We start from the raw sequence: 22,579 nt of genomic DNA on the forward strand, positions 1-22,579 counted from the left end.
GGGCGCTCAGGCCACCGGGTCCCGACCCGGCACCGCCGGCGCGACGACGGCCTTGCGGGCCGGGGCCCGGCGCGCGACCCCGACGCCGAGCAGCGCGAGCACGCCGCCGGCGTACGCGATGACGGGCGGGACCTCGTCGAGGAATACCAGCCCCATCACGATGGTCAGCGGCGGCACCAGGTACGTCGTGACGCCGAGCGCCGAGGCCGTCATGTGGCGCAGGGCGTAGGCGTAGGTGGTGAACGCGATCGCGGTGGGGAACACCCCGAGATAGACCAGCCACAGCGTCGAGGACACCGGCGCGTCGCCCACCTCGGTGACCAGCCGGCCCGCCCACGGCAGGCAGGTCACGACGCCGATGGTGCAGGCCAGCCAGGTGACGTGGACCGCGGACAGCTCGGCGACGAGAGGCTTCTGCAGGATCACGCTGATGGAGTAGACGGCGGCCGGCACCAGGCACAGCACGACGCCCAGCAGGTCGCCGCTGTCGTCGCCGCCCGAGGTGGACAGGCCGATCACCACGACACCGGCGAACGCCAGGGCCAGCCCGGCGGCGAGCTGGGCGGTGAAGCGCTCGCCGAGGAAGAGCGCCGCCAGGACCGCGATGAGGACGGGGGAGACCTGGAGCAGCATCGAGGCCGTACCGGCGTCGACGCGCTGCTCGCCGGCGTTGAGCGAGAGGTTGTAGATGCCGAACCAGAGCACGCCGATGGTCACGATCGAGACCCACTGGCGCCGGGTGGGCCGCGGCAGGCCCTGCGCCAGCGCGACCGGGGCCAGCGCGAGCGCGCCGGCCGCCAGCCGGCCGAGCGACAGCGGTCCCGCCGAGAAGTCGTGGGCGAGATGCCGGATGCCGACGAAGGCGCTCGCCCACAGCACGAGCGTCACCCCGACCGCGGCGAGGGGAAGCAGGCTGGCGTCACCGGTCTCGGTCGGGGTGTCGGGCACCTGCCCACCGTAGAGGGCGAGGACCCCGCGGGTCGCGCGAGTTTCAGACGTCGAACTTGTAGCCCAGGCCGCGCACGGTCACCAGGAACTTCGGCTCGCTCGGCTCCGGCTCCAGCTTGGCCCGCAGCCGCTTGACGTGCACGTCGAGGGTCTTGGTGTCGCCGACGTAGTCGGAGCCCCACACCCGGTCGATCAGCTGACCGCGGGTCAGCACCCGGCCCGGGTTGCGCAGGAACATCTCGAGCAGCTCGAACTCCTTGAGCGGCAGGCGCTGCTCGGTGCCGTCGACGGTCACGACGTGGCGCTCGACATCCATCCGCACCGGCCCGGCCTCGAGGGTGTCGGGGAGCAGCTCGTCGCCGATCCCGCGGCGCAGCACCGCGCGGATCCGGGCGACCAGCTCGCGCGGGGAGTACGGCTTGGTGACGTAGTCGTCGGCGCCCAGCTCGAGCCCGACCACCTTGTCGACCTCGTCGTCCTTGGCGCTGACCATGATCACCGGGACGTTCGAGGTCTGCCGGATGGTGCGGCACACCTCGGTACCGGGGATGCCGGGGAGCATCAGGTCGAGCAGCACGATGTCGGCGCCGTTGCGGTCGAACTCCTTGAGCGCCTCGTTGCCGTCGGCCGCGATCGCGACCTCGAACCCCTCCTTGCGGAGCAGGTAGGCCAGCGCGTCGCTGTAGCTCTCCTCGTCCTCGACGACAAGTACCCGGGTCATGCGTCCTCCTGATCTTTCGTGCGTCCGCCCGGCGCTTCCGGGGTGGACGCGAGCGGCGCGAGCCGCAGGTACGGCCCGTCCGGCTCGTGGAGCTGGTGCTGCGGCAGCGAGAGGGTGAAGGTCGAGCCCTGCCCCTCCACGGACCACACGCGCACCTCGCCGCCATGGGTGGCGGCCACGTGCTTGACGATCGACAGCCCCAGGCCGGTGCCGCCGGTCGAGCGGTGCCGCGCCGGGTCGACCCGGTAGAACCGCTCGAAGATGCGCTCGACCTCGGCCTCGGGGATGCCGATGCCCTGGTCGATGACGGAGATCTCCACGCTGTGGCCGACCCGCTTGCGGGTCACCACGACGCGCGAGTTGGGCTCGGAGTAGGCCACGGCGTTCGCCACCAGGTTGGAGACGGCGGCGCTGACCTGCTTCTCGCTGCCGAGCACCTTCAGCCCCTCCTCGCCCTCGGCGATGAGCTGGATGTCCTTGGCGTTGGCGTTCATGTCGACGAAGTCGACCGCGGACGCCACCACGTCGTCGATCGAGACCGGCACCGGCGAGTCCAGGGGCTCGTCGCCCTGCAGCCGGGAGAGCTCGATGATCTGCTGGATCAGCCGCGAGAGGCGGTCGCTCTCGGTGAGCATCCGCGAGGCGAAGCGGTAGACCGCCTCCGGGTCGTCGGACGCGTCCTGCACCGCCTCGGCGAGCAGGCGCATCGCACCCACCGGCGTCTTCAGCTCGTGGCTCACGTTGGCGACGAAGTCGCGGCGTACGGCGTCGACCTGGCGCTCGCGGGTGCGGTCCTCGACCAGGGCCAGCACCAGCCGCGAGCCCAACGGCGCCACCCGGGCGGTGACATGGCGCGGCGTACCGGTCGCGCGCGGCACGATCAGCTCGGTCTCGCGGATCTGGCCGTCGCGTCGTACCTGACGGATCAGGCCGCCGAGCTCGTCGGAGAGCAGCGTGGTCCCGCGCACGAAGCCCATGGCGTACGCCGGCGCGGACGCCTTCACGACCGCGTCCGACTCGTCGACCACCACCGCGCTGCTGCGCAGCACCGAGAGCACCGCCGCCACCCCGTCGGGGAGCAGCGGCTCCTCGGGCGCGAGGTAGACCCGCTGCTGGCGGTCGCTGAGATGCCATGCCAGCATGGCCCCGCCCGCCACGAGGGCGCCGAGGAGCGCGGCCAGGAAGGCCTGCGTCGTCGGGTCCACACCTCGATCGTACGGCGAGCGCGGGCCCGGGTTCCGAATCAGCGAGCCCGTGCTTCGCGATGTTCATCCCGCGTTCACCGCACCTCGCTTGCTGGACACCTCGGCTCCGTACGCTCGGGCCCATGCGTGATGCCTACACCGACCAGCTCGACGCGATCTTCGACGACCTGGCCGGGATCTCCCGCCGCGTCCAGGCGGCCGTCGGCGAGGCCACCGAGGCCCTGATGACCGGCGACTCCTCGATCGCGGAGAAGGTGATCAGCCAGGACGCCGAGATCGACCGGGCCCGCGAGAAGGTCGAGGACTCCTGCTTCGCCCTGCTCTCGCTCCAGCAGCCCGTCGCCGGCGACCTGCGCACTGTCGTCGCCGCCCTCCGGATGGTCGCCGAGCTCGAGCGGATGGGCGACCTGTCGGTCCACGTCGCCAAGATCGCCCGCCTCCGGGTGCCCGATGTCGCCGTACCCGACGAGGTGCGGCCGACCTTCGAGCGGATGGCCGAGGTCGCCGAGGACATGGTCGCCCGGGTCACCGAGGTGATCGCCGGGCGCGACGTCGAGGCCGCCATCGCCCTGGGCCGCGACGACGAGGAGATGGACCAGCTGCGCCGCCGCAGCTTCACCGAGCTGCTGGGCGACGAGTGGGTCCACGGCGTCGAGGCCGCGGTCGACATCGCGCTGCTGGGCCGCTACTACGAGCGGATCGCCGACCACGCCGTCTCCGTGGCCAACCGGGTGATCTTCGTCGTCACCGGCCACAACCCCGCTCCGGCCGCCTGACCGACCCGGCAGAAGCTGGCTCGGGTTTTGCGCCGACCCGGCAGAAAGTAGCTCCGGAATTGCGCCGACCCGGCAGAAAGTCGCCTCGTGCGCGAAGCAACTTTCTGCCGGGTCGGCGGGATTTTCGGGCTAGTTCGTGACGGGTCGCGCCTCCACGGCGACCATGCGCGGCCGGGCGAGGAGCGTGGCCGCGCTGGCCAGCCCGATCGCCGCGATGACCGAGGCCGCCGCGAAGCCCGCGTGAGCGCCGGCGAGGAAGTCGCCGGGGACGGCGTGCGAGGCGTACACCGACGCGATCACGGCCAGGCCGACCGCGCCGCCGAGCTGCTGCATGGTCTGCAGCAGTCCCGAGGCCGAGCCGGCGTGCTCGGGCTCGACGCCCTGCAGGGCCAGCGAGGTGATCGGCATGAAGCTGCCGCCCATGCTGATGCCCATCGCGAGCAGGGCCGGGAACACGCCGGTCCAGTAGCCCGTGGAGGCGTCGATCCGGCTCAGGATCACGAAGCCGGTGAGTACGCCGATCGCCCCCGCCACGATGATCGGCGGCTGGCTGAACCGGGCGATCAGCCGCGGCGTGATCCGCGACATCGTGAACACGCTGAGCGGGATCGGCAAGAACGCCAGCCCGGTCTGGAGCGGGCCGTAGCCGAGGTCGTCCTCGAAGTACTGCACCATCAGGAAGAAGGTGGCCATCATGCCGCCGTACAGCGCGGCCATGGTGAGCAGGGTGGCGACCCGGGTGCGGCTGCGGAGCAGGCCCAGGCGCAGCAGCGGGTGGCTGTGCCGCGCCTCGGTCACGACCAGGACGACGGCAAGCAGGGCGGCCAGCGCCAGGCCGATCAGGGTGGGCGCGGAGAGCCAGCCGTGCTCGGGCGCCTTGATGAGCGTCCAGACCAACGTGGCGGCGGCGCCGGTCGAGGTGATCGCGCCGACGACGTCGAAGCGACCGGGACGGCGGGGCGTGTCGACGACGTGCCGGCGTACGGTCAGCAGGACCGCGAGGCCGATCGGCACGTTGATGAACAGCGTCCAGCGCCAGTTGAGCAGGTCGGTGAGGACGCCGCCGAGCAGCATGCCGAGCGCGGCGCCGCCGGACGAGACCGCGGTGAAGGCGGCGAGGGCCCGGTTGCGGGCGGCGTCGTCGCGGGCGGTCGTGGTGATCAGCGCGAGTACCGCGGGCGCGGCGATCGCGGCGCCGACGCCCTGCAGGGCGCGGGCCGTGACGAGCATCCAGGGCTCGGTGGCCAGGCCGCCGAGCAGCGAGAAGAGAGTGAACACGGCCAGGCCGGCCCAGAAGACCGAGAGCCGGCCGAGGACGTCGCCCAGCCGGCCGCCGAGGAGCAGCAGGCCGCCGAAGGCGAGCGCGTAGCCGTTGAGGACCCACGACAGCGACGCGGCGCCGAAGTGGAGGTCGGTGGCGATGTGGGGGAGTCCGACGTTCATCACGGCGGAGTCGAGGACCAGCATGAGCTGGGCGAGAAGGACGATGGCGATGCCTGCGGACGTGGTCCGGGCGGTGGCCCGGGGTGCCGCGGGGGTGAGCGTGGTGGGAGACAAGGGTGCTGTCCTGTTCTGGCCGGGGCGGCCGACGTACACTTAGCGGAGGATGACTCCGGTTAGTCCTCCACGATACGGAGGGTGTCTCCGTTTAGCAAGGGAAAAGGTGATCCGAGTGCGCGCCGACGCCGTACGCAACCGTGAGCGGATCGCGGACATCGCCCGCCAGCTGTTCCGCGAGAAGGGCTACGACGCCGTCTCGATGGACGAGGTCGCCAAGACCGCCGGCGTGGGCGTCGGCACGCTCTACCGCCACTTCCCGACCAAGGAGGCGCTCTACGACGCCGCCATCCAGGCCTGGGTCGAGACCGTCAACGCCGCGGCCGAGAAGGCCCTCGCCGGCGAGGGCACCCCCCGTGAGCGGATGCTCACCTGGTTCGACGCGTACGTCGAGTTCCTCACCCGCCACAAGGGCGCCGCCTGGCGGATCACCAGCGCGCTCGGCGACGAGGGCTCGCCCTTCGCCGCGAAGTGCCGCACCTACCTCAACGCCAACCAGCGGGTCATCGACGCGCTGAGCGCCGAGGGCGCGCTGCGGGGCGAGGTCGACGCGCTGCAGCTGTGTCGGCTGGTCGGCGGCGTCGCCGCCGTCGTCGACAACAGCGAGCTCGATCCCGCCGCGGCTCGGTCGATGCTGGCCGTCGTCGCCGACGGGGTGCTGGCGGGCTGACCGACCCGGCCCGAACTGGCTCGAAAAAGTCGCCGACCCGGCAGAAAGTGGCCTCAGCGAGACTACTTTCTGCCGGGTCGGCGCGATTTCGGGGCTAGTTTCTGCCGGGTCGGCGCAAAACCAGAGCCACTTTGTGCCGGGTCAGCGGCCCTGGTTGGCCACCGCCGCCGCGGCTGCCGCCGCGGCCTCGGGGTCCAGGTAGCGCCCACCCGGGACGGTCGGCGCGAGGGTGTCCTCGTCGAGCTCGTAGACCAGCGGCATCCCGGTCGGGATGTTGAGGCCGGTGATGTCGGCGTCGCTGAGCTGGTCGAGGTGCTTGACGATCGCGCGGAGGCTGTTGCCGTGGGCGGCGATCAGGACCGTGTGGCCGGCACGCAGGTCGGGCACGATCCCGGCGTCCCAGTAGGGGAGCAGCCGGTCGATGACCTGCTTGAGCGCCTCGGCGCGGGGCAGCTCGTCGCCGAGGTCGGCGTAGCGGGGGTCGGCGGCCTGGGAGTACGGGTCGTCGTCGGCCAGCGGCGGCGGCGGGGTGTCGAAGGAGCGGCGCCACAGCATGAACTGCTCCTCGCCGTACTCGTCGCGGATCTGGGCCTTGTCCTTGCCCTGCAGGGCGCCGTAGTGGCGCTCGTTGAGGCGCCAGGAGCGACGCACCGGGATCCAGTGGCGGTCGGCGGCGTCGAGTGCGAGGGCGGCGGTGTTGATCGCCCGGCGCTGGAGCGAGGTGTGGACGACGTCGGGCAGGATGCCGGCCTCGGCCAGCAGCTCGCCGCCGCGCACCGCCTCGCCGCGACCCTTCTCGGTGAGCGCGACGTCGACCCAGCCGGTGAAGAGGTTCTTGGCGTTCCACTCGCTCTCGCCGTGGCGGAGCAGCACGAGGGTGAACGTCATCAGTGCGCGCTCTCGGGCTCGGGAGCCTCGTCGGCGCAGCTGAACGTCGCGTCGCCGGTCTCCTCGGCGTGGGCGGAGTCGCTCTCCTCGTCCTTGGCGGCGGCGTCGGCGGCGGCGCCGCCGGTGGCCGCGCTGCCGGTGGCCGCGCTGCCGGTGGCCTTCGCGGAGGCGGTCTCGCTGGGCAGGTCGGTGGGGACCTGGGTGTACTGGAAGCACGGCTTGACGACGGGTACGTCGAGGCTCAGCGTCGTCCCGTCGCTGAAGCCGAGGTCCAGCGCGATGACGTCGCCGGCGGTGAAGTTGCCGCTCAGCGGTACGACGGCCGACGTGGCGAGGTTGACCGTGCCGCGGCCCGCGACCTCGACCGGCTCGAAGTCGCCCGAGGACACGCCCTCGGTGGACGAGACGGCGTCGAGCGAGATGTCCTTGCGCACGTTGTTGGACAGCGCGCCGATCAGCCGGCCCTCGCCCTTCTGGGTGGCGAGCACCCGGATGCCGAGCGCGTCGACGTCGCCCGTGCGGTCGTTGACGCCGCCGGCGATGGTGTTGACCCGGTCGGTGGGGTAGTCGAAACCGCACGCGCTCAGGGCGGTGGCGGGGACGACCGCCAGCAGCAGTCCGGCGAGCGCGGATCGGCGCAGGTGGGGCATGTCGGAAGGCCTCCGGGTCAGGTTGGGTCGAAGCGGGCTCACTCTAGCGTTGTGCGGCGCCGGGCCGGTCAGCGGCTCAGGCCCACCCGGGCGCCGACGACGACCAGCGCGACGACGACGCCGACGGTGAACAGCGTGGACAGCGCGAGCAGGCGGGTGGCGCCGAGCTTGAGTCCGAGCTTGAGCGGCAGGTAGGTCCACCCGTCCTCGTGGTCGGCGACCAGGCCCCACACGGCCCGCATGAAGTGGATGCCGACGCCGAGCAGCGCCGCCAGCGCGACGATCGCCGGCTCGGGTGCGCTGCCCACGGCCTTGCCGCCCCACCCACCCCAGGAGAGGTACGCCGGCAGCAGGGCGAACGAGGCCGCCCACGACCACCAGGAGAAGAAGCCGGTGCGCAGGATGATGTTGCCGAGCATCGCCACCGCCACCGAGCCGAGGTAGTAGGCGGCGGCGCGCACGCCGGTCGTCGTGGCGAGCGGGATGAGCAGCAGGAAGGCGACCACGATGGCGTACCACACGGTCCCGACCTCGAGCCGACCCGCGGCGACGGGCTTGCCGGCGAGGCCGTGCGCCTGGTCGCGCTGACGGTCGACGATGTCGTTGTGCCAGCCGAGGATGGTCTGGCCGACCAGCACCGTCAGCAGGACCACGCCCGCCTCGCGCGCCGGGCGGCCGGCCACCGCGGCGACCAGGCCCATCGCCAGGGCGGTGGTGACGGCCTGCTTGGCGTGCGCGGCCTGGAGCAACTGCAGCGGGACCACGTCGGCGGGGTTGCGGCCGCCGAACAGCCAGCCGCTCGCGCCCGAGCGGTCCGGGACGTGGGGGAGCGGGGGCCGCTCGGCCTCGGGCTCGACGGCCTCATCCTCGGCCTCCTCCTCGGCCTCTTCGGCCTCCTCGACCACCGCCTCGTCCTCGGAGACGTCGTCGAGATCGACCACGAGGGTCTCCTCGGCGGGCTCCTCAGCGGTCTCCTCCGAAGCCTCCGCGGACGCCTCCGCGGAGGCCTCCACGGGGGACTCCTCGACCAGCGTCCCCTCCTCCGAGGTGCGGCCGCGTCGCCAGCGCTGCATCTTCGCCATGGCGAGCAGTATTGACCACGACCGACCAGCATGGGGGCGGGCCCGCCGATCGGGCGGGACCGGTCGTCGTACCCCTCCAGGTGACCTGTCCCACAGCCGGGCGACAAGGTCGCACCACAGGACCGCCCCGTTGTCAAGCCGCCGATTGTGCCCCTGACCTGCGCAAACGCATTCGGAGAGTCGTTGAAGGCGTGGTAAGATAGGACACCCTAGGAAGGGGTTTTGCTCATATGACTTTCACCGTCGGCGAAACGGTCGTCTACCCCAATCACGGGGCCGCTGTCATCGAGAACATCGAGATGCGGACGATCAAGGGCCAGGAACGGCAGTACCTCGTGCTTCGGATTGTCGCCCAGCAGGACCTCGTGGTCCGCGTTCCGGCTGACAACCTCGATCTCGTGGGTGTTCGGGATGTCGTGGACAAGGACGGGCTGGACCGGGTCTTCGGAGTGCTCCGCGCGGAGCACGTCGAGGAGCCGACCAACTGGTCGAGGCGCTACAAGGCCAACCTCGAGAAGCTCCACAGTGGCGACGTCATGAAGGTGGCCGAGGTCGTGCGCGACCTGTGGCGCCGCGAGCGCGACCGCGGTCTGTCGGCAGGCGAGAAGCGGATGCTCGCCAAGGCCCGTCAGATCCTGGTCTCCGAGCTCGCACTCTGCGAGAACACCAACGAGGACAAGGCCGAGACCATCCTCGACGAGGTGCTCGCGTCCTGACGCACCTGTAGCAGTACGCCGACGGCGTCATACGGTGGGTTCCGATGAACCCGCATCCGTATGACGCCGTCGACGTTTTCGCCCCCGTCGCGGGGATCGTGGTCGAGGAGGGCCGCGGTGCCCTGCCCTTCCACCTGATCCACGGCGAGTCCCTGGTGGCCGCCGCCGCGTGGGCGGCCGGCGAGGCGGGCGTCGACCTGCTCGACCAGACCGTGCCGGCGGAGGCGGTGGTCGAGCTCGAGCAGCCGCTGCTGCTCCACGATCCGCTGTGCCCGATGACGCCGCCGGACTTCCTGCGCCGCTGCGCCGAGCGGGCCGCGGTCGAGGACCGGATCGTGGTCGGCGTGCGCCCGGTGACCGACACGGTCAAGGAGCTGCACGGCGACGTGGTCGGTACGACGGTCGACCGGGCCGCCCTGGTCGCGGTCTGCTCGCCCGTGGTGCTGCCCGCCGCGGTGGTCGCCGACCTGGGCGGCGAGCTCCCGTCGACCGACTTCGTGACACTGGTGAGCGACCTGCGTGAGCGGTACGGCGACGACCGGGTGCTGCTCGTCGACGCGCCGCCCGAGGCCCGGCGGGTCGCCTCCGACGCGGACCTGCGGGTGCTGGAGGCGCTGACCGATCCCCGCTGAGCCCGCTGAGCGCGCTCAGCGGTTGCGCGGGTCGTACGTCGGGTCGGGATAGCGCCGCGGGCAGCCCTCGTCGACCGCGTCCGGCCGCAGCTCGAAGTGCCAGGCCTCGTTGTCGTAGATCCGGCACAGGCCGTAGCGGGCGCCTTTCCGGTCCAGCCAGGCGGCCGCCCGCGCGGGCCCCACGTCCACGGCGTCGCCGGACACGTGCGGGGAGGCGTCCGGCGTGGAGACCCAGCGCGCCGCCTCGGCCCGGGAGCCGTAGGTCGCGACCGCCTCGTCGAGCAGCCGCTGCTGGTAGGCGCGGGAGCGCCAGCCGCTGTTGACCACGATGTCGACGTCGTCGTCGACCGCGTCGTTCGCGGCCCGGCGCAGCGCGCGCAGCAGGTCCGGGTCGAGCTCGGTCACGCCGGCGTGCTCGTCGTCGTACACCGAGGTGCCGTCGGGCAGCTCGCCGTCGCCGACGGGTCCCGAGTCGGCCGCGGACGAGGTCGAGCCGAGCGAGCGGTAGCCGACGGCGCCGAGCAGGAGGACCACGAGGAGCAGGAGGAAGGCGGAGCGGGGGGCGGGGAAGGAGGCCATGACGAGCAGTCAAGGGAGAGCGACGTTGCCGGGGCGTATCGGTTTTCCGATATGCCGGCGATATCCGCCGCCTCGTAGCATCGGCGAGGTGCGGGTGCTGATCGTCGAGGACGAGCCTCTGCTGGCCGAGGCCGTCCGGGACGCGCTGCGCCTGGAGGCGATCGCCGCCGACGTCGCCGGGGACGGCGACGCGGCGCTCGACCTGCTGGCCGTCAACGCCTACGACATCGCCGTCCTCGACCGCGACGTCCCCGGCCCGTCGGGTGACGAGATCGCGCGCCGCATCGTCGCGTCCGGCAGCGGCATGCCGATCCTGATGCTCACCGCCGCCGACCGGCTCGACGACAAGGCGTCGGGCTTCGCGCTCGGCGCGGACGACTACCTCACCAAGCCGTTCGAGCTGGCGGAGCTGGTGCTGCGCCTGCGCGCGCTCGACCGGCGTCGCGCGCACCACCGGCCGCCGGTGCGCGAGCTCGCGGGGCTGCGCCTGGACCCGTTCCGCCGCGAGGTCCAGCGTGAGGGACGCTACGTCGGGCTGACCCGGAAGCAGTTCGCCGTCCTCGAGGTGCTGATGGGTGCGGAGGGTGGCGTGGTGAGTGCCGAGGAGCTGCTGGAGCGGGCCTGGGACGAGAACGCGGACCCGTTCACCAACGCCGTGCGGATCACCGTCTCGGCGCTGCGCAAGCGGCTCGGCGAGCCGTGGGTGATCGCGACCGTGCCGGGCGTCGGCTACCGGATCGATGTCTAGGCCCGCGCGACGGCGCGGCCCGAGCGTCCGGCTGCAGCTGACGCTGAGCTACGCCGGCCTGGTGCTGCTGGCCGGCGCGCTGCTGCTGGCGGTGGTGTGGCTATTCCTGCTGCGCTACGTGCCGGACCAGGCCGTGACGACGCCGTACGACGACCCGCGCGCGCCGTACCTGTTCATCCCGGGGCGCTCCGACCTGTGGACCGCGTTCTGGCCCAAGGCGGCCGCGGTGCTCGGCTTCCTGCTGGTCTGCGGGCTGGGCGGCGGCTGGCTGCTCGCCGGGCGGATCCTGGCGCCGCTCGGCCGGATCACCGAGGCCACCCGCCGGGCCGCGGGCGGCTCGCTCAGCCATCGGATCGGCCTGCGTGGGCGCGACGACGAGTTCCGCGAGCTGGCGGACGCCTTCGACGGCATGCTCGCGCGGCTCGAGGCGCACCTCGCCGAGCAGCAGCGCTTCGCCGCCAACGCCTCCCACGAGCTGCGCACGCCGCTGACCATCACCCAGACCCTGCTGGAGCTGGCCCGCAAGGACCCGACCCGCGACCGCACCCGGCTGGTGGAGAGCCTGTACGCCGTCAACACCCGCACGATCGAGCTCACCGAGGCGCTGCTCGTGCTGAGCCGGGCCGACCGCCGCTCGTTCCCCCGGGAGGAGGTCGACCTCTCGCTCGTCGCCGAGGAGGCGGCCGAGACGCTGCTCCCGCTCGCGGAGGAGCGTGGCGTCGTCCTGGAGACGGCCGGGGAGCTCGCGGTCACCCAGGGCGAGCCGGCGCTGCTGCTGCAGCTGGCGACGAACCTCGCGCACAACGCGATCGTCCACAACCTCCCCGAGGGCGGCAGCGTCCGGATCACCACGCGGCACGAGCCGGCGGCCGCCGTCCTCAGCGTGGTCAACACCGGGCCGCACCTCGACCCGGACCTGGTCGACACCCTCACCGAGCCCTTCCAGCGGGGCCGGGCGCGCACCCAGCAGGCGCACGCCGGCGTCGGGCTCGGGCTCGCGATCGCCCGCAGCATCACCGAGGCGCACGACGGCACCCTGGCCCTGGCCGCACTGCCCACCGGCGGGCTGCTGGCGACGGTGCGGCTGCCGACCGCGCGGCCGGCTACGGGCTGAGCAGCCGGGCGGCCATCGCGAGGTCCTCGGCGAAGGTCACCTTGATGTTGCCCGGGTCGGCGGGCACGGCCCGCACCTCGTGCTCCGCGGGCGCGAACCGCGCGAACGCCGCGGCGGTGTCGGTGCCGTCGAAGCCGGCGGCGGCCGCGGCCCGGTAGGCCTCGACGAGCGGGGCCGCCCGGAACGCCTGCGGGGTGGCGACGCCGACCAGTCGGGCGTCCGGCCCGCCCGGGGCGGGCGCGGCGGCCGGGTCGCGGGGGAGCAGGCCGCCCAGTGCGTGCGTGGGCACCGCGCCGCCGTACGCCCGCGCGGTCGCGATCGCCACCTCGAACAGACTCACCCCCGCCAGCGGTCGTGCCCCGTCGTGGATCGCGACGACGTCGACGCGGCCCTCGGCCACCCGCGGGGCGAGCGCCGCCAGCGCCGCCTGCTCGGACTCCTGCCGGGTCGCGCCGCCCTCGACGAGCAGCACCTCCCGCTCGCCGATCACGGGCAGCAGCGCGGTCCCGACGTCGGCCCGCTCGCCCGGACGGTGGACCACGACGACCGGGTCCACGCCCGACACCTCGAGCGCGGTCAGCACCGACCAGGCCAGCACCGGCCGGCCGCGGAGCGGGAGCAGGATCTTGTTGACCTCGGCGCCCACGCGGGAGCCGCTGCCCGCGGCCAGGACGACGACGGCCGCGGTCGGGCCGGTCGGGTCGGTCGGGCCGGTCGGGTCGGTGCTCACCCCGCGAAGCCTAGTGAGGACCGCGCCAGCGCCCGGTCGACGAGGGTGAACAGCTCGTCGCTGACCAGCGCCCGGCGCTCGAACGGCAGGTAGTGCCCCGCGTCGGGAGCGACCAGGAGCCGGGCGCCGCGGATGCCGCGAGCGATCTTGGCGGCGTGCTCGGGCGGGGTGAGCAGGTCGCGGGTGCCGACCAGGACGGTCGTCGGGATGTCGTCGAAGGCCGACAGGTTGCCGATCCGGTGGTGACCCATCATGTCCTTGAAGAAGCCGGACATCGTGTCCGGCGCCGCGTGCACCAGCTGGTCGACGACGTGCGCCACGTCGCGGGAGCGGGCGGGGCGGCCGAACAGGAAGCGCCGGGTGATCTGTCGCTCGATGGTCGGGAACTTCTCCCGCCGGCTCAGGCTGAGCATCCGCGACCGGTTCGCCAGGAGGAACGGCAGCCGGTCGCGCAGCAGCGCGCCCGCCACCGCGGGCAGGCCCAGGGTCACCTTCGACAGCTCGCCACTGGTGGTGCTGACGAACAGCGCGCCGACGATGCGGGGCATCAGGTCCGGCCGCTCCTCGGGGATCGCCGTGATCGTCATCCCGCCGACCGAGTGCCCGGCGATCACCAGCGGCCCCTCGGGAGCATAGGTGTCGACGACCAGGCCGAGGTCGCGGGCGAGGTGGGGGATGGTGCAGGCCGACTCGGGCGCGCGGTCGGAGCGGCCGTGTCCGCGGTGGTCCCAGGTGATCACCCGGACGTCGCGGCCGTAGCGGGCCAGCAGGTCGGTGACCTGGTAGTGCCAGTCCGACTCCTCGGCGGTCCAGCAGTGCGCGAGGAGCACCGAGAGCGGCGCGTCGTCACGCCCGCGGACGGTCACGTGGAGGCGCAGGCCGTCCTCGGTGATCACGGTGTGCTCGGACATCGCTTCCCCCATGTCGCCCGGTCGGTGTCGGCGCCCCACCCTGCCATGCCGGGACCGCCTTGCGACAGCATGTCGCGGGAAGAGCGAGCCGTCAGGCGGACAGCAGTGCGGTCGCGATCGCGGCGACCCCCTCGCCGCGCCCGGTCAGGCCGAGCCCGTCGGTGGTGGTGGCCGACAGCGAGACGGGGGCGCCGAGCACCTCGCCGAGCGCGGCCTCCGCCTCCGCGCGGCGCGGGCCCACCTTGGGCCGGTTCCCTATCACCTGGACCGCCACGTTCACGACCGAGAACCCGGCCGCCTCGACCCGCCGGCGGGTCTCGCCGAGCAGCGCGGCGCCGCTCGCGCCGGCCCACGCGGGCTCCGCCGTACCGAAGTTGCTGCCGAGGTCGCCCAGACCGGCCGCCGAGAGCAGGGCGTCGCACGCCGCGTGCGCGGCGACGTCGGCGTCGGAGTGCCCGTCGAGGCGGACCTCCTCGTCGGGCCAGGTCAGGCCGCCGAGGGCGAGGGGCGGGTCCTGCGGGCCGCGGGGGACCAGGCGGTGGACGTCGGAGCCGATGCCGATGCGCAGGTTCACGGCCCGATCATGCCCGAGACCCGGGCCGTGAGAGAGAATCGGCCGGGTGAGGACCTCCCGCGCCTGGTGGCCGGTCGCCGGGCTGCTCGCCGGGGCCGTCGGCCTGGCGGTCAGCTACGCCGCGGCCGCCCTGCTGCACGTCCGGGACTCGCCGCTCGTCGCGGTCGCCGAGGGCGTCATCGCGCTGACCCCCGGTCCGGTCGCGAAGTGGGCGATCGACACCTTCGACACCTCCGACAAGAAGGTGCTGGTCGTCGGGATCCTGGTGCTCCTCGCGCTGCTCTTCGGCTGGTTCGGCCGGCTGGCCCACCGGCGCTGGTGGGCCGCCGTGACCGGGTACGTCGTGCTCGCGGGCGTCGCCGTGGTCGCGGTCCTCGCCAAGCCGACGCCGAGCCTGATCGACCTCGCGCCGGTCGTGGTCGGCCTGCTGTGCTGGCTGGTGGTGCTCGCGCTGCTCGCGGAGTGGCTGCGGCGCTGGGAGCTCGCCGAGGACGCCGCGACCCGCGAGGACGTGCTCCCGACCCGGCGCCGGTTCCTGCTGCTCTCCGGCGCGATCGCGGCCGTGTCGGTGGCCGGCGGCCTGGCCGGTCGGATCGCCGGCAACGCGCGCCGCCGGGCCGAGCAGAGCCGCCGGCTGCTGCGCATCGAGGGGGTCACCGCTCCGGCCGTGCCCGACGGGGTGACCGTCGGCGTCGAGGGGGTCAAGGCCTGGCAGACGCCGAACGACGACTTCTATCTGATCGACACGGCCATCATCAAGCCGACCGTGGCGCCGGCCGACTGGGAGCTGCGGATCCACGGCATGGTCGAGCGCGAGATCCGGCTGACGTACGCCGACCTGGTGGCTCGCGAGATCACCGAGGACTGGATCACCCTCAACTGCGTGTCCAACGAGGTCGGCGGCGACCTGATCGGCAACGCCTGGTGGAGCGGCGTGCGCCTGGCGGGACTGCTCGCCCAGGCCAAGCCGCTGCCGGGCGCCGACGCGGTGCTGCAGACCTCCGAGGACGGCTGGACCTGCGGGACCCCGCTGGCGGCGCTGATGGACGAGCGCAACGCGATGCTGGCGGTCGCGATGAACGGCGAGCCGCTGCCGATCGAGCACGGCTTCCCGGTGCGCACCATCGTCCCGGGCCTCTACGGCTACGTCTCGGCCTGCAAGTGGGTGGTCGACATGGAGGTCACCCGCTTCGACGACTTCACGGCGTACTGGACCGACAAGGGCTGGTCCGCGCAGGGACCGGTCAAGATCGCGTCGACGATCGAGGTGCCCGGCGACGGGGCCGACGTACCGGCCGGCGAGCTGGTCTGCGCGGGCGTGGCCTGGATGCAGCACACCGGGATCTCCGGCGTCGAGGTGCAGGTCGACGGCGGACGCTGGCAGCGTGCGGTCCTCGCGGCGACGCCGAACGCCGACACCTGGGTGCAGTGGCGCGCCGTCGTCGACGTGGCGCCCGGCAAGCACCAGCTCCGGGTGCGCGCGATCGACGAGCAGGGGCGGATCCAGACCGGCGCGGTCGCCGACGTCGTACCGGATGGCGCGACGGGGTGGCACACCATCGACATCAGCGTGTCGGGCTGACCCTCACCAGTTGCCGCCGGGCGCGGCCGGCAGCGGGTGGGCGGCGTCGTGGATGACGTACGCCGTGCCGCCGGACGCCTGGAGCCAGACCCGCTCGAGCTGGGCCCGGGGGTAGACCCGTCGGACGCCGTCGGCGTTGGCCGCCGCCGGGTCGTTGACGATCACGTCGCCGGTCGCGGTGAACCCGACGATGACCAGCAGGTGCCCGTTGGACGCGGAGATCGGCGCGCCCGACAGCTCGCCGCGGGCGAACGCGATCGAGATCACCGGCGGGATGCCCGAGCGCACCAGCAGCTCGGCGTCGGTGAGGTCGCGCAGCCGGGTGACGAAGGCCTCGCCGCCCGCGCCGAGCCGGCGGGCGGCGTACGCGGTGTTGAAGGGCCAGTTGCCGGTGCCCTCGTAGGCGTGGTCGTAGGTCAGCCGGGCCGCCGCGTCGACCCACGGGTCGGGGTGGCCGGCCGGCACCCAGGCATAGCCGCCCGGACCGGGCAGCCGGCCGTAGTAGCCGAGCACCATCGAGGTCGACGTCGGCGAGCACCACGCCTCGCCGCCGTTGCCCCACTGCGGGTAGTGGCCGGTGTGGATCATCTGGGAGTAGCGGGGGACGGCGAGCTCGACGCCCCGGGCCACGCCGGGCGCCGAGACCGCGCCGGGGGTGGCGGGCAGGCGGGAGGTCAGCACGGTCGCGAGGTCCACCCGCGGCGCCTTCCGGCCGGCCTCGCGGCGCAGCGTGACCCGGATCCGGTACGCCGCCAGCCCGGGCGTCTTCCAGGTGTCGGTCGCGAGCCGGGTGCCGTCGTCGGTCTGGGCGCCACCGGAGCGCCGCTTGACGACCTTGTCCTTCGCGGCCCACCGGGCCAGCGAGTCCCACGACGTCCGCGCGCCACCGGCGGTGCGGCCGCGGACCTCGACCTCGATCCAGCTGGAGCCGGGCGTCCGCGCGGACCAGGAGGCGATCAGCTCGGTGTAGTCGAAGCCGGGGGAGACCCACGGGCTCTTCCAGCGGGTGCCGAGGTAGCTGCGGCCGTAGCGTCGTTCGGTCGCCGTCGGCTTCCAGGTCTGCGGGGTGAGCCGCTGCAGGTGCACCTGCCGCTCGGACACCGCGGCCGCGGCGACCGCCTCGGAGCCGTGTCGTCTCGCGTGATCGTTGCCGGAGCGGTCGGCGACCACGGCGAGCCCGGCCGCCAGGCAGGCGACCAGCGCGAGGGACAGGGACACGACGGGAACGGGGAAGGACCGGCGCACCGGTCAACGGTACGTCACATCCGTCACTTGCGTCACACGGACGTCGCCCGGGTGGGCACGACCCCCTGAACCCGCCCTTGGTCACAACCGCGAGCGACGATGTGAGGCGGACCCGCACGGATCCCTAGACTGGCGGGGTGACCATCCGGCTCTACGACACCGCGACCCGCGAAGTACGTGACTTCGTGCCCCTCCAGGAGGGCAGGGTGGGTCTCTACGTCTGTGGGCTGACGGTCCAGAGCGAGCCCCACGTGGGTCACGTCCGCTCGGCGGTCAACTTCGACGTGCTCCAGCGCTGGCTGCGCCACCGCGGCTACGACGTCACGTTCATCCGCAACATCACCGACATCGACGACAAGATCCTGGCGAAGTCGGCCGAGCAGGGTCGCCCCTGGTACAACCTCGCCTACGCGATGAAGATCGAGCTCGACAAGGCGTACGCCGCGCTCAACGTCGCGCCGCCGACCTACGAGCCCGCGGCGACCGGTCACATCCCCGAGATGATCGTGCTGATCGAGCGGCTGGTCGAGCGCGGGCACGCCTACCCGGCGGCCGACGGGAGTGGCGACGTCTACTTCGACGTGCGCTCCTGGCCGTCGTACGGCGAGCTGACCCACCAGGGCGTCGACGACATGGAGCCCGCCGCCGACGCCGACCCGCGCGGCAAGCGCGACCCGCGCGACTTCGCGCTCTGGAAGGGCCGCAAGGACTCCGAGCCGGAGACCGCGTCCTGGCCGAGCCCGTGGGGCCGCGGCCGCCCGGGCTGGCACATCGAGTGCTCCGCGATGGCGGGCAAGTACCTCGGCGACGCGTTCGACATCCACGGCGGCGGCGTCGACCTGCGCTTCCCCCACCACGAGAACGAGCAGGCCCAGTCGCGCGCGGCGGGCGGCGCGTTCGCGTCGTACTGGATGCACAACGCGTGGATCACCACCGCCGGCGAGAAGATGAGCAAGTCGCTCGGCAACACCCTGTCCATCCCGTCGGTGCTGCGGCGGGTCAGCGGCGCGGAGCTGCGGTTCTACATGGTCGCCGCCCACTACCGCTCCCACGTCGAGTTCAGCTTCGAGGCGCTCGACGAGGCCGCCGCGGGCTACCAGCGGATCGTCTCCTTCCTCGACCGCGCCGGCGCCCCGGAGCCCGGCCCCCTGCCGGAGGCCTTCGCCGCCGCGCTCGACGACGACCTCGGTACGCCGGCCGCGGTCGCGGTCCTCTACGACACGGTGCGCGAGGGCAACCGCCAGCTCGCCGCCGGCGAGGACGCCGCCGCCACGGCGGGTGCGGTCGCCGCGATGGTCGACGTGCTCGGCGTCCACCCGGCCGACCCGGCGTGGGCCGGCGCGGGCGCGTCCGGCGCGGAGGAGCGGCTCACCACGGCCGTCGACGCGCTGGTGGCCGGCCTGCTCGAGGAGCGTGCCCAGGCGCGGTCCGACAAGGACTGGGCCCGCGCGGACGCGATCCGCGACCGGATCAAGGCGGCCGGCATCGAGGTCACCGACACCCCCGACGGACCCACCTGGAGCGTGAGCTGAGCATGGCCGGAAACTCGAGCCGCAAGGGCGCGATCCGCAAGTCGAGCAAGAAGCCGACCGGAGGGACGGGCGGCAAGGTCCGCCGCGGGCTGGAGGGCAAGGGCCCCACGCCCAAGGCCGTCGACCGCGAGTACCACAAGGCCCACAAGATCGCCGAGGCCCGCAAGCGCGCCGACAAGCGCGCCGGCGCGCAGCGCGGCGGCCCGCGGCGCAAGAGCGGGGGCGACGAGTGGATCGCCGGGCGCAACCCGGTGGTAGAGGCGCTGCGCGAGCGGGTGCCGGTGACCTCGGTCTACGTCGCCGAGGGCGCCGAGCGCGACGGCCGGCTGCGCGAGGTGTTCCGGCTCGCCGCCGAGCACGGTGTCGGCCTGCTCGAGGTCAGCCGCGGCGAGCTCGACCGGCTCACCGACGGCGCGGTCCACCAGGGGCTCGCGGCCCGGATCCCGGCGTACGAGTACGCCCACCCCGACGACCTCCTCGACGCCGCCGACGACCTCGGCCAGAAGCCGCTCGTCGTCATGCTCGACTCGATCACCGACCCGCGCAACCTCGGCGCGATCGTGCGCAGCGCGGCCGGCTTCGGCGCCCACGGCGTGGTCATCCCCGAGCGGCGCGCGGCCTCGATGACCGCCGCGGCCTGGAAGACCTCGGCCGGCGCGGCCGCCCGCTGCCCGGTCGCCCAGACGGTCAACCTGACCCGCCAGATCAAGGCGTACCAGGAGGCCGGGTGCTTCGTCATCGGCCTCGCCGCCGACGGCGACCTCACGCTGCCCGAGCTGACCGCGGACGCCGACCTCGTCGAGGGCCCGCTGGTCCTGGTCGTCGGCTCCGAGGGCGAGGGCCTGTCCCGGCTGGTCGCCGAGAGCTGCGACCGGCTGATGTCCATCCCGATGGCCGGCGTCCTGGAGTCGCTGAACGCCGGCGTCGCCGCGTCGGTGGCGCTCTACGCCGTCGCGGAGGCCCGCGCACGCGGGTGATCTCGCCCCGCCGCCTCCTCAAGGTCCTCGCGTACGTCGGGACCTGGCTGGTCCTGTCCGCGGCGATCGCGCTCGCGATCTTCCTCCACAGCGAGCGGACCGTCGAGATCGCCAGCCACGAGGCGAGCCTCAGCCCGAACCTGTCCGGCGAGGTCGTCGCGCGGATGGGGCCGGTGCTGCCCGACCTGCGGATGCCGTCGGGCGTGCCGATCGGGGTCGAGGTCGAGCTCGGGAAGACCGATGCGGACACCCTGGAGGAGCTGACGTCACGGTACGCCGCGATCGCCTCCCAGCCGGAGGGCCAGATCGAGGTCGCCCGGCGTACGGTCGAGGCGATGGCGTACGCCGCGCTGGTGCAGGGAGCCGTGCTGGGCGCCGTGCCACTGCTGGTCTGGGGCCTGGTCGGCCGGGCCCGCCGTCAGGAACTGTACGCCGGCCTGCTGACCCGGCGCGGGTTCGCCGTCACCGGGTTGGCGCTCGCGCTCACCGTCGCGGGCGTCGTGCCCTACGGCTGGGGCCGCAGCGACCCGCCCGCGCAGCACTGGACGCCGCTCGCCGACTTCCTCGGCCCGGAGGTGCCGCTGCCCGACGAGCTGGACTCCGTCGAGGTGATGGCGGACGCGACCACGGCGCAGTCCCGGCGGCTGATCGAGAGCGGGATCAGCAGCTACGACGAGAGCCTGCGGTTCTACTCCGAGGCCGCCGACGACGCCGCGATGCTCGAGCTGCGCGAGCCCGAGGAGGGGGAGACCGTCGTGGTGCTGGTCTCCGACCGCCACGACAACGTCGGCATGGACAAGGTCGCCCGGGCGATCGCCGACGCGGGCGGCGCGACCGCGGTCTTCGACGCCGGCGACGACACGTCGACGGGCAGCCGCTGGGAGGCCTTCTCGCTCGACTCGCTGGCCGCCTCGTTCAAGGACTTCGAGGGCCGCTGGGCGGTCGCGGGCAACCACGACAACGGCGGCTTCGTGCGCAGCCATCTCGAGGACCTGGGCTGGACCTACTTCGACGACGAGGTGATCGACGGGCCCGGCGGCTCGCGGATCCTCGGCGTCGACGACCCGCGCTCCAGCGGTCTCGGCGACTGGCGCGACCAGACCGGGCTCAGCTTCGCCGAGGTCGCCGACCTGCTCGCCGACGCCGCCTGCGCCGCCGACGAGGACGGCGACCGGGTCAACACCCTCCTGGTCCACGACGCCAACATCGCCAAGCCCGCGCTCGCCCGCGGCTGCGTCGACCTGGTGCTCGGCGGGCACATCCACGTGCAGACCGGACCGACCGAGGTGACCGCCGAGGACGGCCGGATCGGCTACACCTACACGCTCGGCACGACCGGCGGCGCGGCGTACGCCATCGCGATCGGCAGCAAGCTGCGCCGCCCCGCGAGCATCGCCCTGGTCACCTATCGCGACGGCCGGCCGGCGGGCATCCAGTCGGTCACCCTCCAGCCCAACGGCCGCTACGACGTCGATCCCTGGGCGGCGCTGACCTACTGAGCCGGCTCGATCCCACCGGGTGTGTTTGGTGATGGTTCACCGGGGGAAGGGAGGTCCCGTTTCGTTGTGGGTGGCTCGGGATCGCCCGGACCTGGAAAGGGAAGTCCTTAAATGGGGAAGAGTCTGCTGCTCAAGCTGGGCGGCGTGGGCGTCGCGATCATCGTCGCGGCGGTGATCGGTGGCATCAAGTACTTCGGCACCGAGAAGATCGAACAGGCCAAGGCACCCGACGTGGGTGAGTGCCTGGTCATGTCGGGCTCCAGCTTCGACGCCGACCACAAGGAGGTCGACTGCGGGGACGCCGAGGCGGTCTACAAGATCGTCAGCGACAAGGGGAACTGCGACGACGCCGAGCTGAACTACACGATCTCGGTCGGCACCTCGAACTCCGGCAACGTCGCCGACCTGTGCCTGGCGCTCAACGCCAAGAAGGGCGACTGCTTCGACCTCGGTGGGATGTCCACCCCGGCGACCAAGGTGGCCTGCACCGAGGGAGCCGGCAACACCTCGATTGTCAAGGTCGTCTCGGTCGGCAAGGCCGGCGAGGAGTGCGCCAACGGCTCCCAGCCGCTGGAGGACAAGGCGCAGAAGACGCTCCTCTGCCTCGGCCCGGCTGCCTGAGCCTCGAGTTGACGCCGTCGCATCTGACGAACGGGCTGGAAATCGACGCTCTGCGTGACCCATTCGTCAGATGCGACGCGGCACCAATTCCTGGCGGGCTCTAGGCTGGGCGCGCGATCGATCCCCGGTTGGTCTGCCGGCAGGGCCCGCCTGACTTTGAATCAGGACAAGCGACGTAGGTTCGACTCCTACCCGGGGAGCTCACTCACCTCGGTCCAGCGCGACCTGGACCAGCCCGCCGATCATGGCGAGGTTCTTGAGCAGCTGCACCTGCTGCTGCTTGCGCACGGCCGGGTCGTCCACCGCCCAGAAGGCGTGCCCGGCCAGCGTGGTCGGCACCATCGAGCCGATCAGGCCGAGGGCGGCGGTGCGGGGGAGTACGCCGGCCGCGATCGCGGCGCCGCCAGCGGCCTGCGCGGCGCCGTTGGCGCGCACCAGGAGGGTGTCGTCCTCCGGCAGCGGTACGACGCCACGCAGGGTGGCGAGCAGCGGCCCGGCGGCGCTCACCCGGGCGCCGGGGGTGCGCAGGGCGTCGAGGCCGAGCAGGAGGTAGGTGGTGCCGGTCAGGAGGCGGGCGAGCCGTCGTGCGGTCGGGCGCATGCCCTCGACGGTACGCCCCGCC

General features: G+C 73.0%; 24 protein-coding genes and 1 tRNA gene. 12 read left to right on the forward strand and 13 right to left on the reverse strand.

All coding sequences use genetic code 11. From position 1 onward, the window contains the following. Nucleotides 1-6: 6 nt before the first annotated feature. The 3 genes from JOD66_RS18830 to JOD66_RS18840 are packed head-to-tail and all read right to left on the reverse strand — an operon-like array spanning nt 7 to nt 2,874. Nucleotides 7-948, reverse strand: coding sequence for a DMT family transporter (locus tag JOD66_RS18830; RefSeq protein WP_204838357.1), 942 nt, complete (start codon nt 946-948; stop codon nt 7-9). 43 nt (nt 949-991) lie between these two features. Then, on the reverse strand, nt 992-1,669 hold the full coding sequence (locus JOD66_RS18835) for a response regulator (protein WP_141004123.1): 678 nt from the start codon (nt 1,667-1,669) through the stop codon (nt 992-994). Continuing rightward, the gene (locus JOD66_RS18840; RefSeq protein ID WP_204838358.1) at nt 1,666-2,874 is read right to left on the reverse strand and encodes a sensor histidine kinase; all 1,209 of its coding nucleotides are present in this window, start codon (nt 2,872-2,874) and stop codon (nt 1,666-1,668) included. Before JOD66_RS18840 ends, JOD66_RS18835 begins: the two co-directional genes overlap by 4 nt. Before the next feature lie 122 nt (nt 2,875-2,996). Between JOD66_RS18840 and phoU the strand changes: the two genes are divergently transcribed. Then, nucleotides 2,997-3,650, forward strand: coding sequence for a phosphate signaling complex protein PhoU (phoU, locus tag JOD66_RS18845; RefSeq protein WP_204838359.1), 654 nt, complete (start codon nt 2,997-2,999; stop codon nt 3,648-3,650). Between the two features lie 129 nt (nt 3,651-3,779). On the opposite strand, the gene JOD66_RS18850 is transcribed toward phoU, so the two are convergent. Then, a complete protein-coding gene (locus tag JOD66_RS18850) occupies nt 3,780-5,207 on the reverse strand; it encodes an MFS transporter (RefSeq protein WP_239545331.1) in 1,428 nt (475 codons plus the stop codon). Nucleotides 5,208-5,313: 106 nt separating this feature from the next. On the opposite strand from JOD66_RS18850, the gene JOD66_RS18855 reads away from it, so the two are divergent. Continuing rightward, nucleotides 5,314-5,877 carry a TetR/AcrR family transcriptional regulator gene (locus JOD66_RS18855; RefSeq protein ID WP_307823603.1) on the forward strand — a complete coding sequence of 188 codons (564 nt, stop codon included), beginning with the start codon at nt 5,314-5,316 and terminating at the stop codon, nt 5,875-5,877. Nucleotides 5,878-6,018: 141 nt separating this feature from the next. On the opposite strand, the gene JOD66_RS18860 is transcribed toward JOD66_RS18855, so the two are convergent. The 3 genes from JOD66_RS18860 to JOD66_RS18870 all read right to left on the reverse strand — a co-directional run bounded on the left by JOD66_RS18860 (nt 6,019) and on the right by JOD66_RS18870 (nt 8,497). After that, nucleotides 6,019-6,765: a phosphoglyceromutase gene (locus JOD66_RS18860; RefSeq protein WP_204838361.1), complete on the reverse strand. Its 747-nt coding sequence runs from the start codon at nt 6,763-6,765 to the stop codon at nt 6,019-6,021. Further along, entirely contained in the window at nt 6,765-7,415 is a 651-nt protein-coding gene (locus tag JOD66_RS18865; RefSeq protein ID WP_204838362.1) for a copper chaperone PCu(A)C, read from the reverse strand. The genes JOD66_RS18860 and JOD66_RS18865 overlap by 1 nt, the downstream gene beginning before the upstream one ends. Before the next feature lie 68 nt (nt 7,416-7,483). Next, nucleotides 7,484-8,497: a UbiA prenyltransferase family protein gene (locus JOD66_RS18870; protein WP_204838363.1), complete on the reverse strand. Its 1,014-nt coding sequence runs from the start codon at nt 8,495-8,497 to the stop codon at nt 7,484-7,486. 230 nt (nt 8,498-8,727) lie between these two features. Here JOD66_RS18870 and JOD66_RS18875 point away from each other — a divergent pair, with 230 nt between their 5' ends. Beyond that, nucleotides 8,728-9,213: a CarD family transcriptional regulator gene (locus tag JOD66_RS18875; protein ID WP_028654642.1), complete on the forward strand. Its 486-nt coding sequence runs from the start codon at nt 8,728-8,730 to the stop codon at nt 9,211-9,213. Nucleotides 9,214-9,257: 44 nt separating this feature from the next. Further along, the gene (locus JOD66_RS18880) at nt 9,258-9,845 is read left to right on the forward strand and encodes a glycosyltransferase family protein (protein ID WP_204838364.1); all 588 of its coding nucleotides are present in this window, start codon (nt 9,258-9,260) and stop codon (nt 9,843-9,845) included. Nucleotides 9,846-9,860: 15 nt separating this feature from the next. Here JOD66_RS18880 and JOD66_RS18885 read toward each other — a convergent pair whose 3' ends face one another. Then, the gene (locus JOD66_RS18885) at nt 9,861-10,424 is read right to left on the reverse strand and encodes a M15 family metallopeptidase (RefSeq protein ID WP_204838365.1); all 564 of its coding nucleotides are present in this window, start codon (nt 10,422-10,424) and stop codon (nt 9,861-9,863) included. 88 nt (nt 10,425-10,512) lie between these two features. Here JOD66_RS18885 and JOD66_RS18890 point away from each other — a divergent pair, with 88 nt between their 5' ends. Further along, nucleotides 10,513-11,172 (forward strand): response regulator transcription factor, encoded by a 660-nt coding sequence (locus tag JOD66_RS18890; protein WP_204838366.1) that lies wholly within the window; start codon nt 10,513-10,515, stop codon nt 11,170-11,172. Beyond that, complete coding sequence (locus JOD66_RS18895; RefSeq protein ID WP_204838367.1) at nt 11,165-12,286, forward strand: sensor histidine kinase; 1,122 nt, start codon at nt 11,165-11,167, stop codon at nt 12,284-12,286. The genes JOD66_RS18890 and JOD66_RS18895 overlap by 8 nt, the downstream gene beginning before the upstream one ends. Here JOD66_RS18895 and JOD66_RS18900 read toward each other — a convergent pair. From JOD66_RS18900 to ispF, 3 genes are all read right to left on the reverse strand, one after another. After that, complete coding sequence (locus JOD66_RS18900; RefSeq protein ID WP_204838368.1) at nt 12,276-13,016, reverse strand: IspD/TarI family cytidylyltransferase; 741 nt, start codon at nt 13,014-13,016, stop codon at nt 12,276-12,278. The genes JOD66_RS18895 and JOD66_RS18900 overlap by 11 nt on opposite strands. Beyond that, entirely contained in the window at nt 13,013-13,927 is a 915-nt protein-coding gene (locus JOD66_RS18905; RefSeq protein ID WP_204838369.1) for an alpha/beta fold hydrolase, read from the reverse strand. Before JOD66_RS18905 ends, JOD66_RS18900 begins: the two co-directional genes overlap by 4 nt. Before the next feature lie 91 nt (nt 13,928-14,018). Continuing rightward, nucleotides 14,019-14,495 carry a 2-C-methyl-D-erythritol 2,4-cyclodiphosphate synthase gene (gene ispF, locus JOD66_RS18910; RefSeq protein ID WP_239546563.1) on the reverse strand — a complete coding sequence of 159 codons (477 nt, stop codon included), beginning with the start codon at nt 14,493-14,495 and terminating at the stop codon, nt 14,019-14,021. A gap of 52 nt (nt 14,496-14,547) precedes the next feature. Here ispF and JOD66_RS18915 point away from each other — a divergent pair, with 52 nt between their 5' ends. Continuing rightward, nucleotides 14,548-16,083, forward strand: coding sequence for a molybdopterin-dependent oxidoreductase (locus JOD66_RS18915; protein ID WP_204838371.1), 1,536 nt, complete (start codon nt 14,548-14,550; stop codon nt 16,081-16,083). 3 nt (nt 16,084-16,086) lie between these two features. Here JOD66_RS18915 and JOD66_RS29590 read toward each other — a convergent pair whose 3' ends face one another. After that, entirely contained in the window at nt 16,087-17,328 is a 1,242-nt protein-coding gene (locus JOD66_RS29590) for a C39 family peptidase (protein WP_204838372.1), read from the reverse strand. Nucleotides 17,329-17,465: 137 nt separating this feature from the next. Here JOD66_RS29590 and cysS point away from each other — a divergent pair, with 137 nt between their 5' ends. The 5 genes from cysS to JOD66_RS18945 all read left to right on the forward strand — a co-directional run bounded on the left by cysS (nt 17,466) and on the right by JOD66_RS18945 (nt 22,157). Then, a complete protein-coding gene (cysS, locus tag JOD66_RS18925; protein ID WP_204838373.1) occupies nt 17,466-18,860 on the forward strand; it encodes a cysteine--tRNA ligase in 1,395 nt (464 codons plus the stop codon). A gap of 2 nt (nt 18,861-18,862) precedes the next feature. Next, nucleotides 18,863-19,837 (forward strand): 23S rRNA (guanosine(2251)-2'-O)-methyltransferase RlmB, encoded by a 975-nt coding sequence (gene rlmB, locus JOD66_RS18930; RefSeq protein ID WP_204838374.1) that lies wholly within the window; start codon nt 18,863-18,865, stop codon nt 19,835-19,837. Beyond that, the gene (locus tag JOD66_RS18935) at nt 19,834-21,336 is read left to right on the forward strand and encodes a metallophosphoesterase (RefSeq protein ID WP_307823605.1); all 1,503 of its coding nucleotides are present in this window, start codon (nt 19,834-19,836) and stop codon (nt 21,334-21,336) included. Before rlmB ends, JOD66_RS18935 begins: the two co-directional genes overlap by 4 nt. A 111-nt stretch (nt 21,337-21,447) precedes the next feature. Next, nucleotides 21,448-21,957: an LppU/SCO3897 family protein gene (locus tag JOD66_RS18940; RefSeq protein WP_204838375.1), complete on the forward strand. Its 510-nt coding sequence runs from the start codon at nt 21,448-21,450 to the stop codon at nt 21,955-21,957. 121 nt (nt 21,958-22,078) lie between these two features. Next, a tRNA-Gln gene (locus tag JOD66_RS18945) sits at nt 22,079-22,157 on the forward strand. Between the two features lies 1 nt (nt 22,158). Here the strand turns inward: JOD66_RS18945 and JOD66_RS18950 are convergent. Beyond that, nucleotides 22,159-22,557: a DoxX family membrane protein gene (locus JOD66_RS18950; protein ID WP_204838376.1), complete on the reverse strand. Its 399-nt coding sequence runs from the start codon at nt 22,555-22,557 to the stop codon at nt 22,159-22,161. Nucleotides 22,558-22,579: the final 22 nt, after the last annotated feature.

This window comes from Nocardioides nitrophenolicus (assembly GCF_016907515.1).
Classification (GTDB): domain Bacteria; phylum Actinomycetota; class Actinomycetes; order Propionibacteriales; family Nocardioidaceae; genus Nocardioides; species Nocardioides nitrophenolicus.

Excerpts from the sequence above, each read along its gene's own strand:
- JOD66_RS18835 (WP_141004123.1), bottom strand. The coding sequence starts at position 1,669 with ATGACCCGGGTACTTGTCGTCGAGGACGAGGAGAGCTACAGCGACGCG.
- phoU (WP_204838359.1), top strand. The coding sequence starts at position 2,997 with ATGCGTGATGCCTACACCGACCAGCTCGACGCGATCTTCGACGACCTG.
- JOD66_RS18860 (WP_204838361.1), bottom strand. The coding sequence starts at position 6,765 with ATGACGTTCACCCTCGTGCTGCTCCGCCACGGCGAGAGCGAGTGGAAC.
- JOD66_RS18865 (WP_204838362.1), bottom strand. The coding sequence starts at position 7,415 with ATGCCCCACCTGCGCCGATCCGCGCTCGCCGGACTGCTGCTGGCGGTC.
- JOD66_RS18870 (WP_204838363.1), bottom strand. The coding sequence starts at position 8,497 with ATGGCGAAGATGCAGCGCTGGCGACGCGGCCGCACCTCGGAGGAGGGG.
- JOD66_RS18875 (WP_028654642.1), top strand. The coding sequence starts at position 8,728 with ATGACTTTCACCGTCGGCGAAACGGTCGTCTACCCCAATCACGGGGCC.
- JOD66_RS18880 (WP_204838364.1), top strand. The coding sequence starts at position 9,258 with ATGAACCCGCATCCGTATGACGCCGTCGACGTTTTCGCCCCCGTCGCG.
- JOD66_RS18885 (WP_204838365.1), bottom strand. The coding sequence starts at position 10,424 with ATGGCCTCCTTCCCCGCCCCCCGCTCCGCCTTCCTCCTGCTCCTCGTG.
- JOD66_RS18895 (WP_204838367.1), top strand. The coding sequence starts at position 11,165 with ATGTCTAGGCCCGCGCGACGGCGCGGCCCGAGCGTCCGGCTGCAGCTG.
- JOD66_RS18905 (WP_204838369.1), bottom strand. The coding sequence starts at position 13,927 with ATGTCCGAGCACACCGTGATCACCGAGGACGGCCTGCGCCTCCACGTG.
- rlmB (WP_204838374.1), top strand. The coding sequence starts at position 18,863 with ATGGCCGGAAACTCGAGCCGCAAGGGCGCGATCCGCAAGTCGAGCAAG.
- JOD66_RS18940 (WP_204838375.1), top strand. The coding sequence starts at position 21,448 with ATGGGGAAGAGTCTGCTGCTCAAGCTGGGCGGCGTGGGCGTCGCGATC.
- JOD66_RS18950 (WP_204838376.1), bottom strand. The coding sequence starts at position 22,557 with ATGCGCCCGACCGCACGACGGCTCGCCCGCCTCCTGACCGGCACCACC.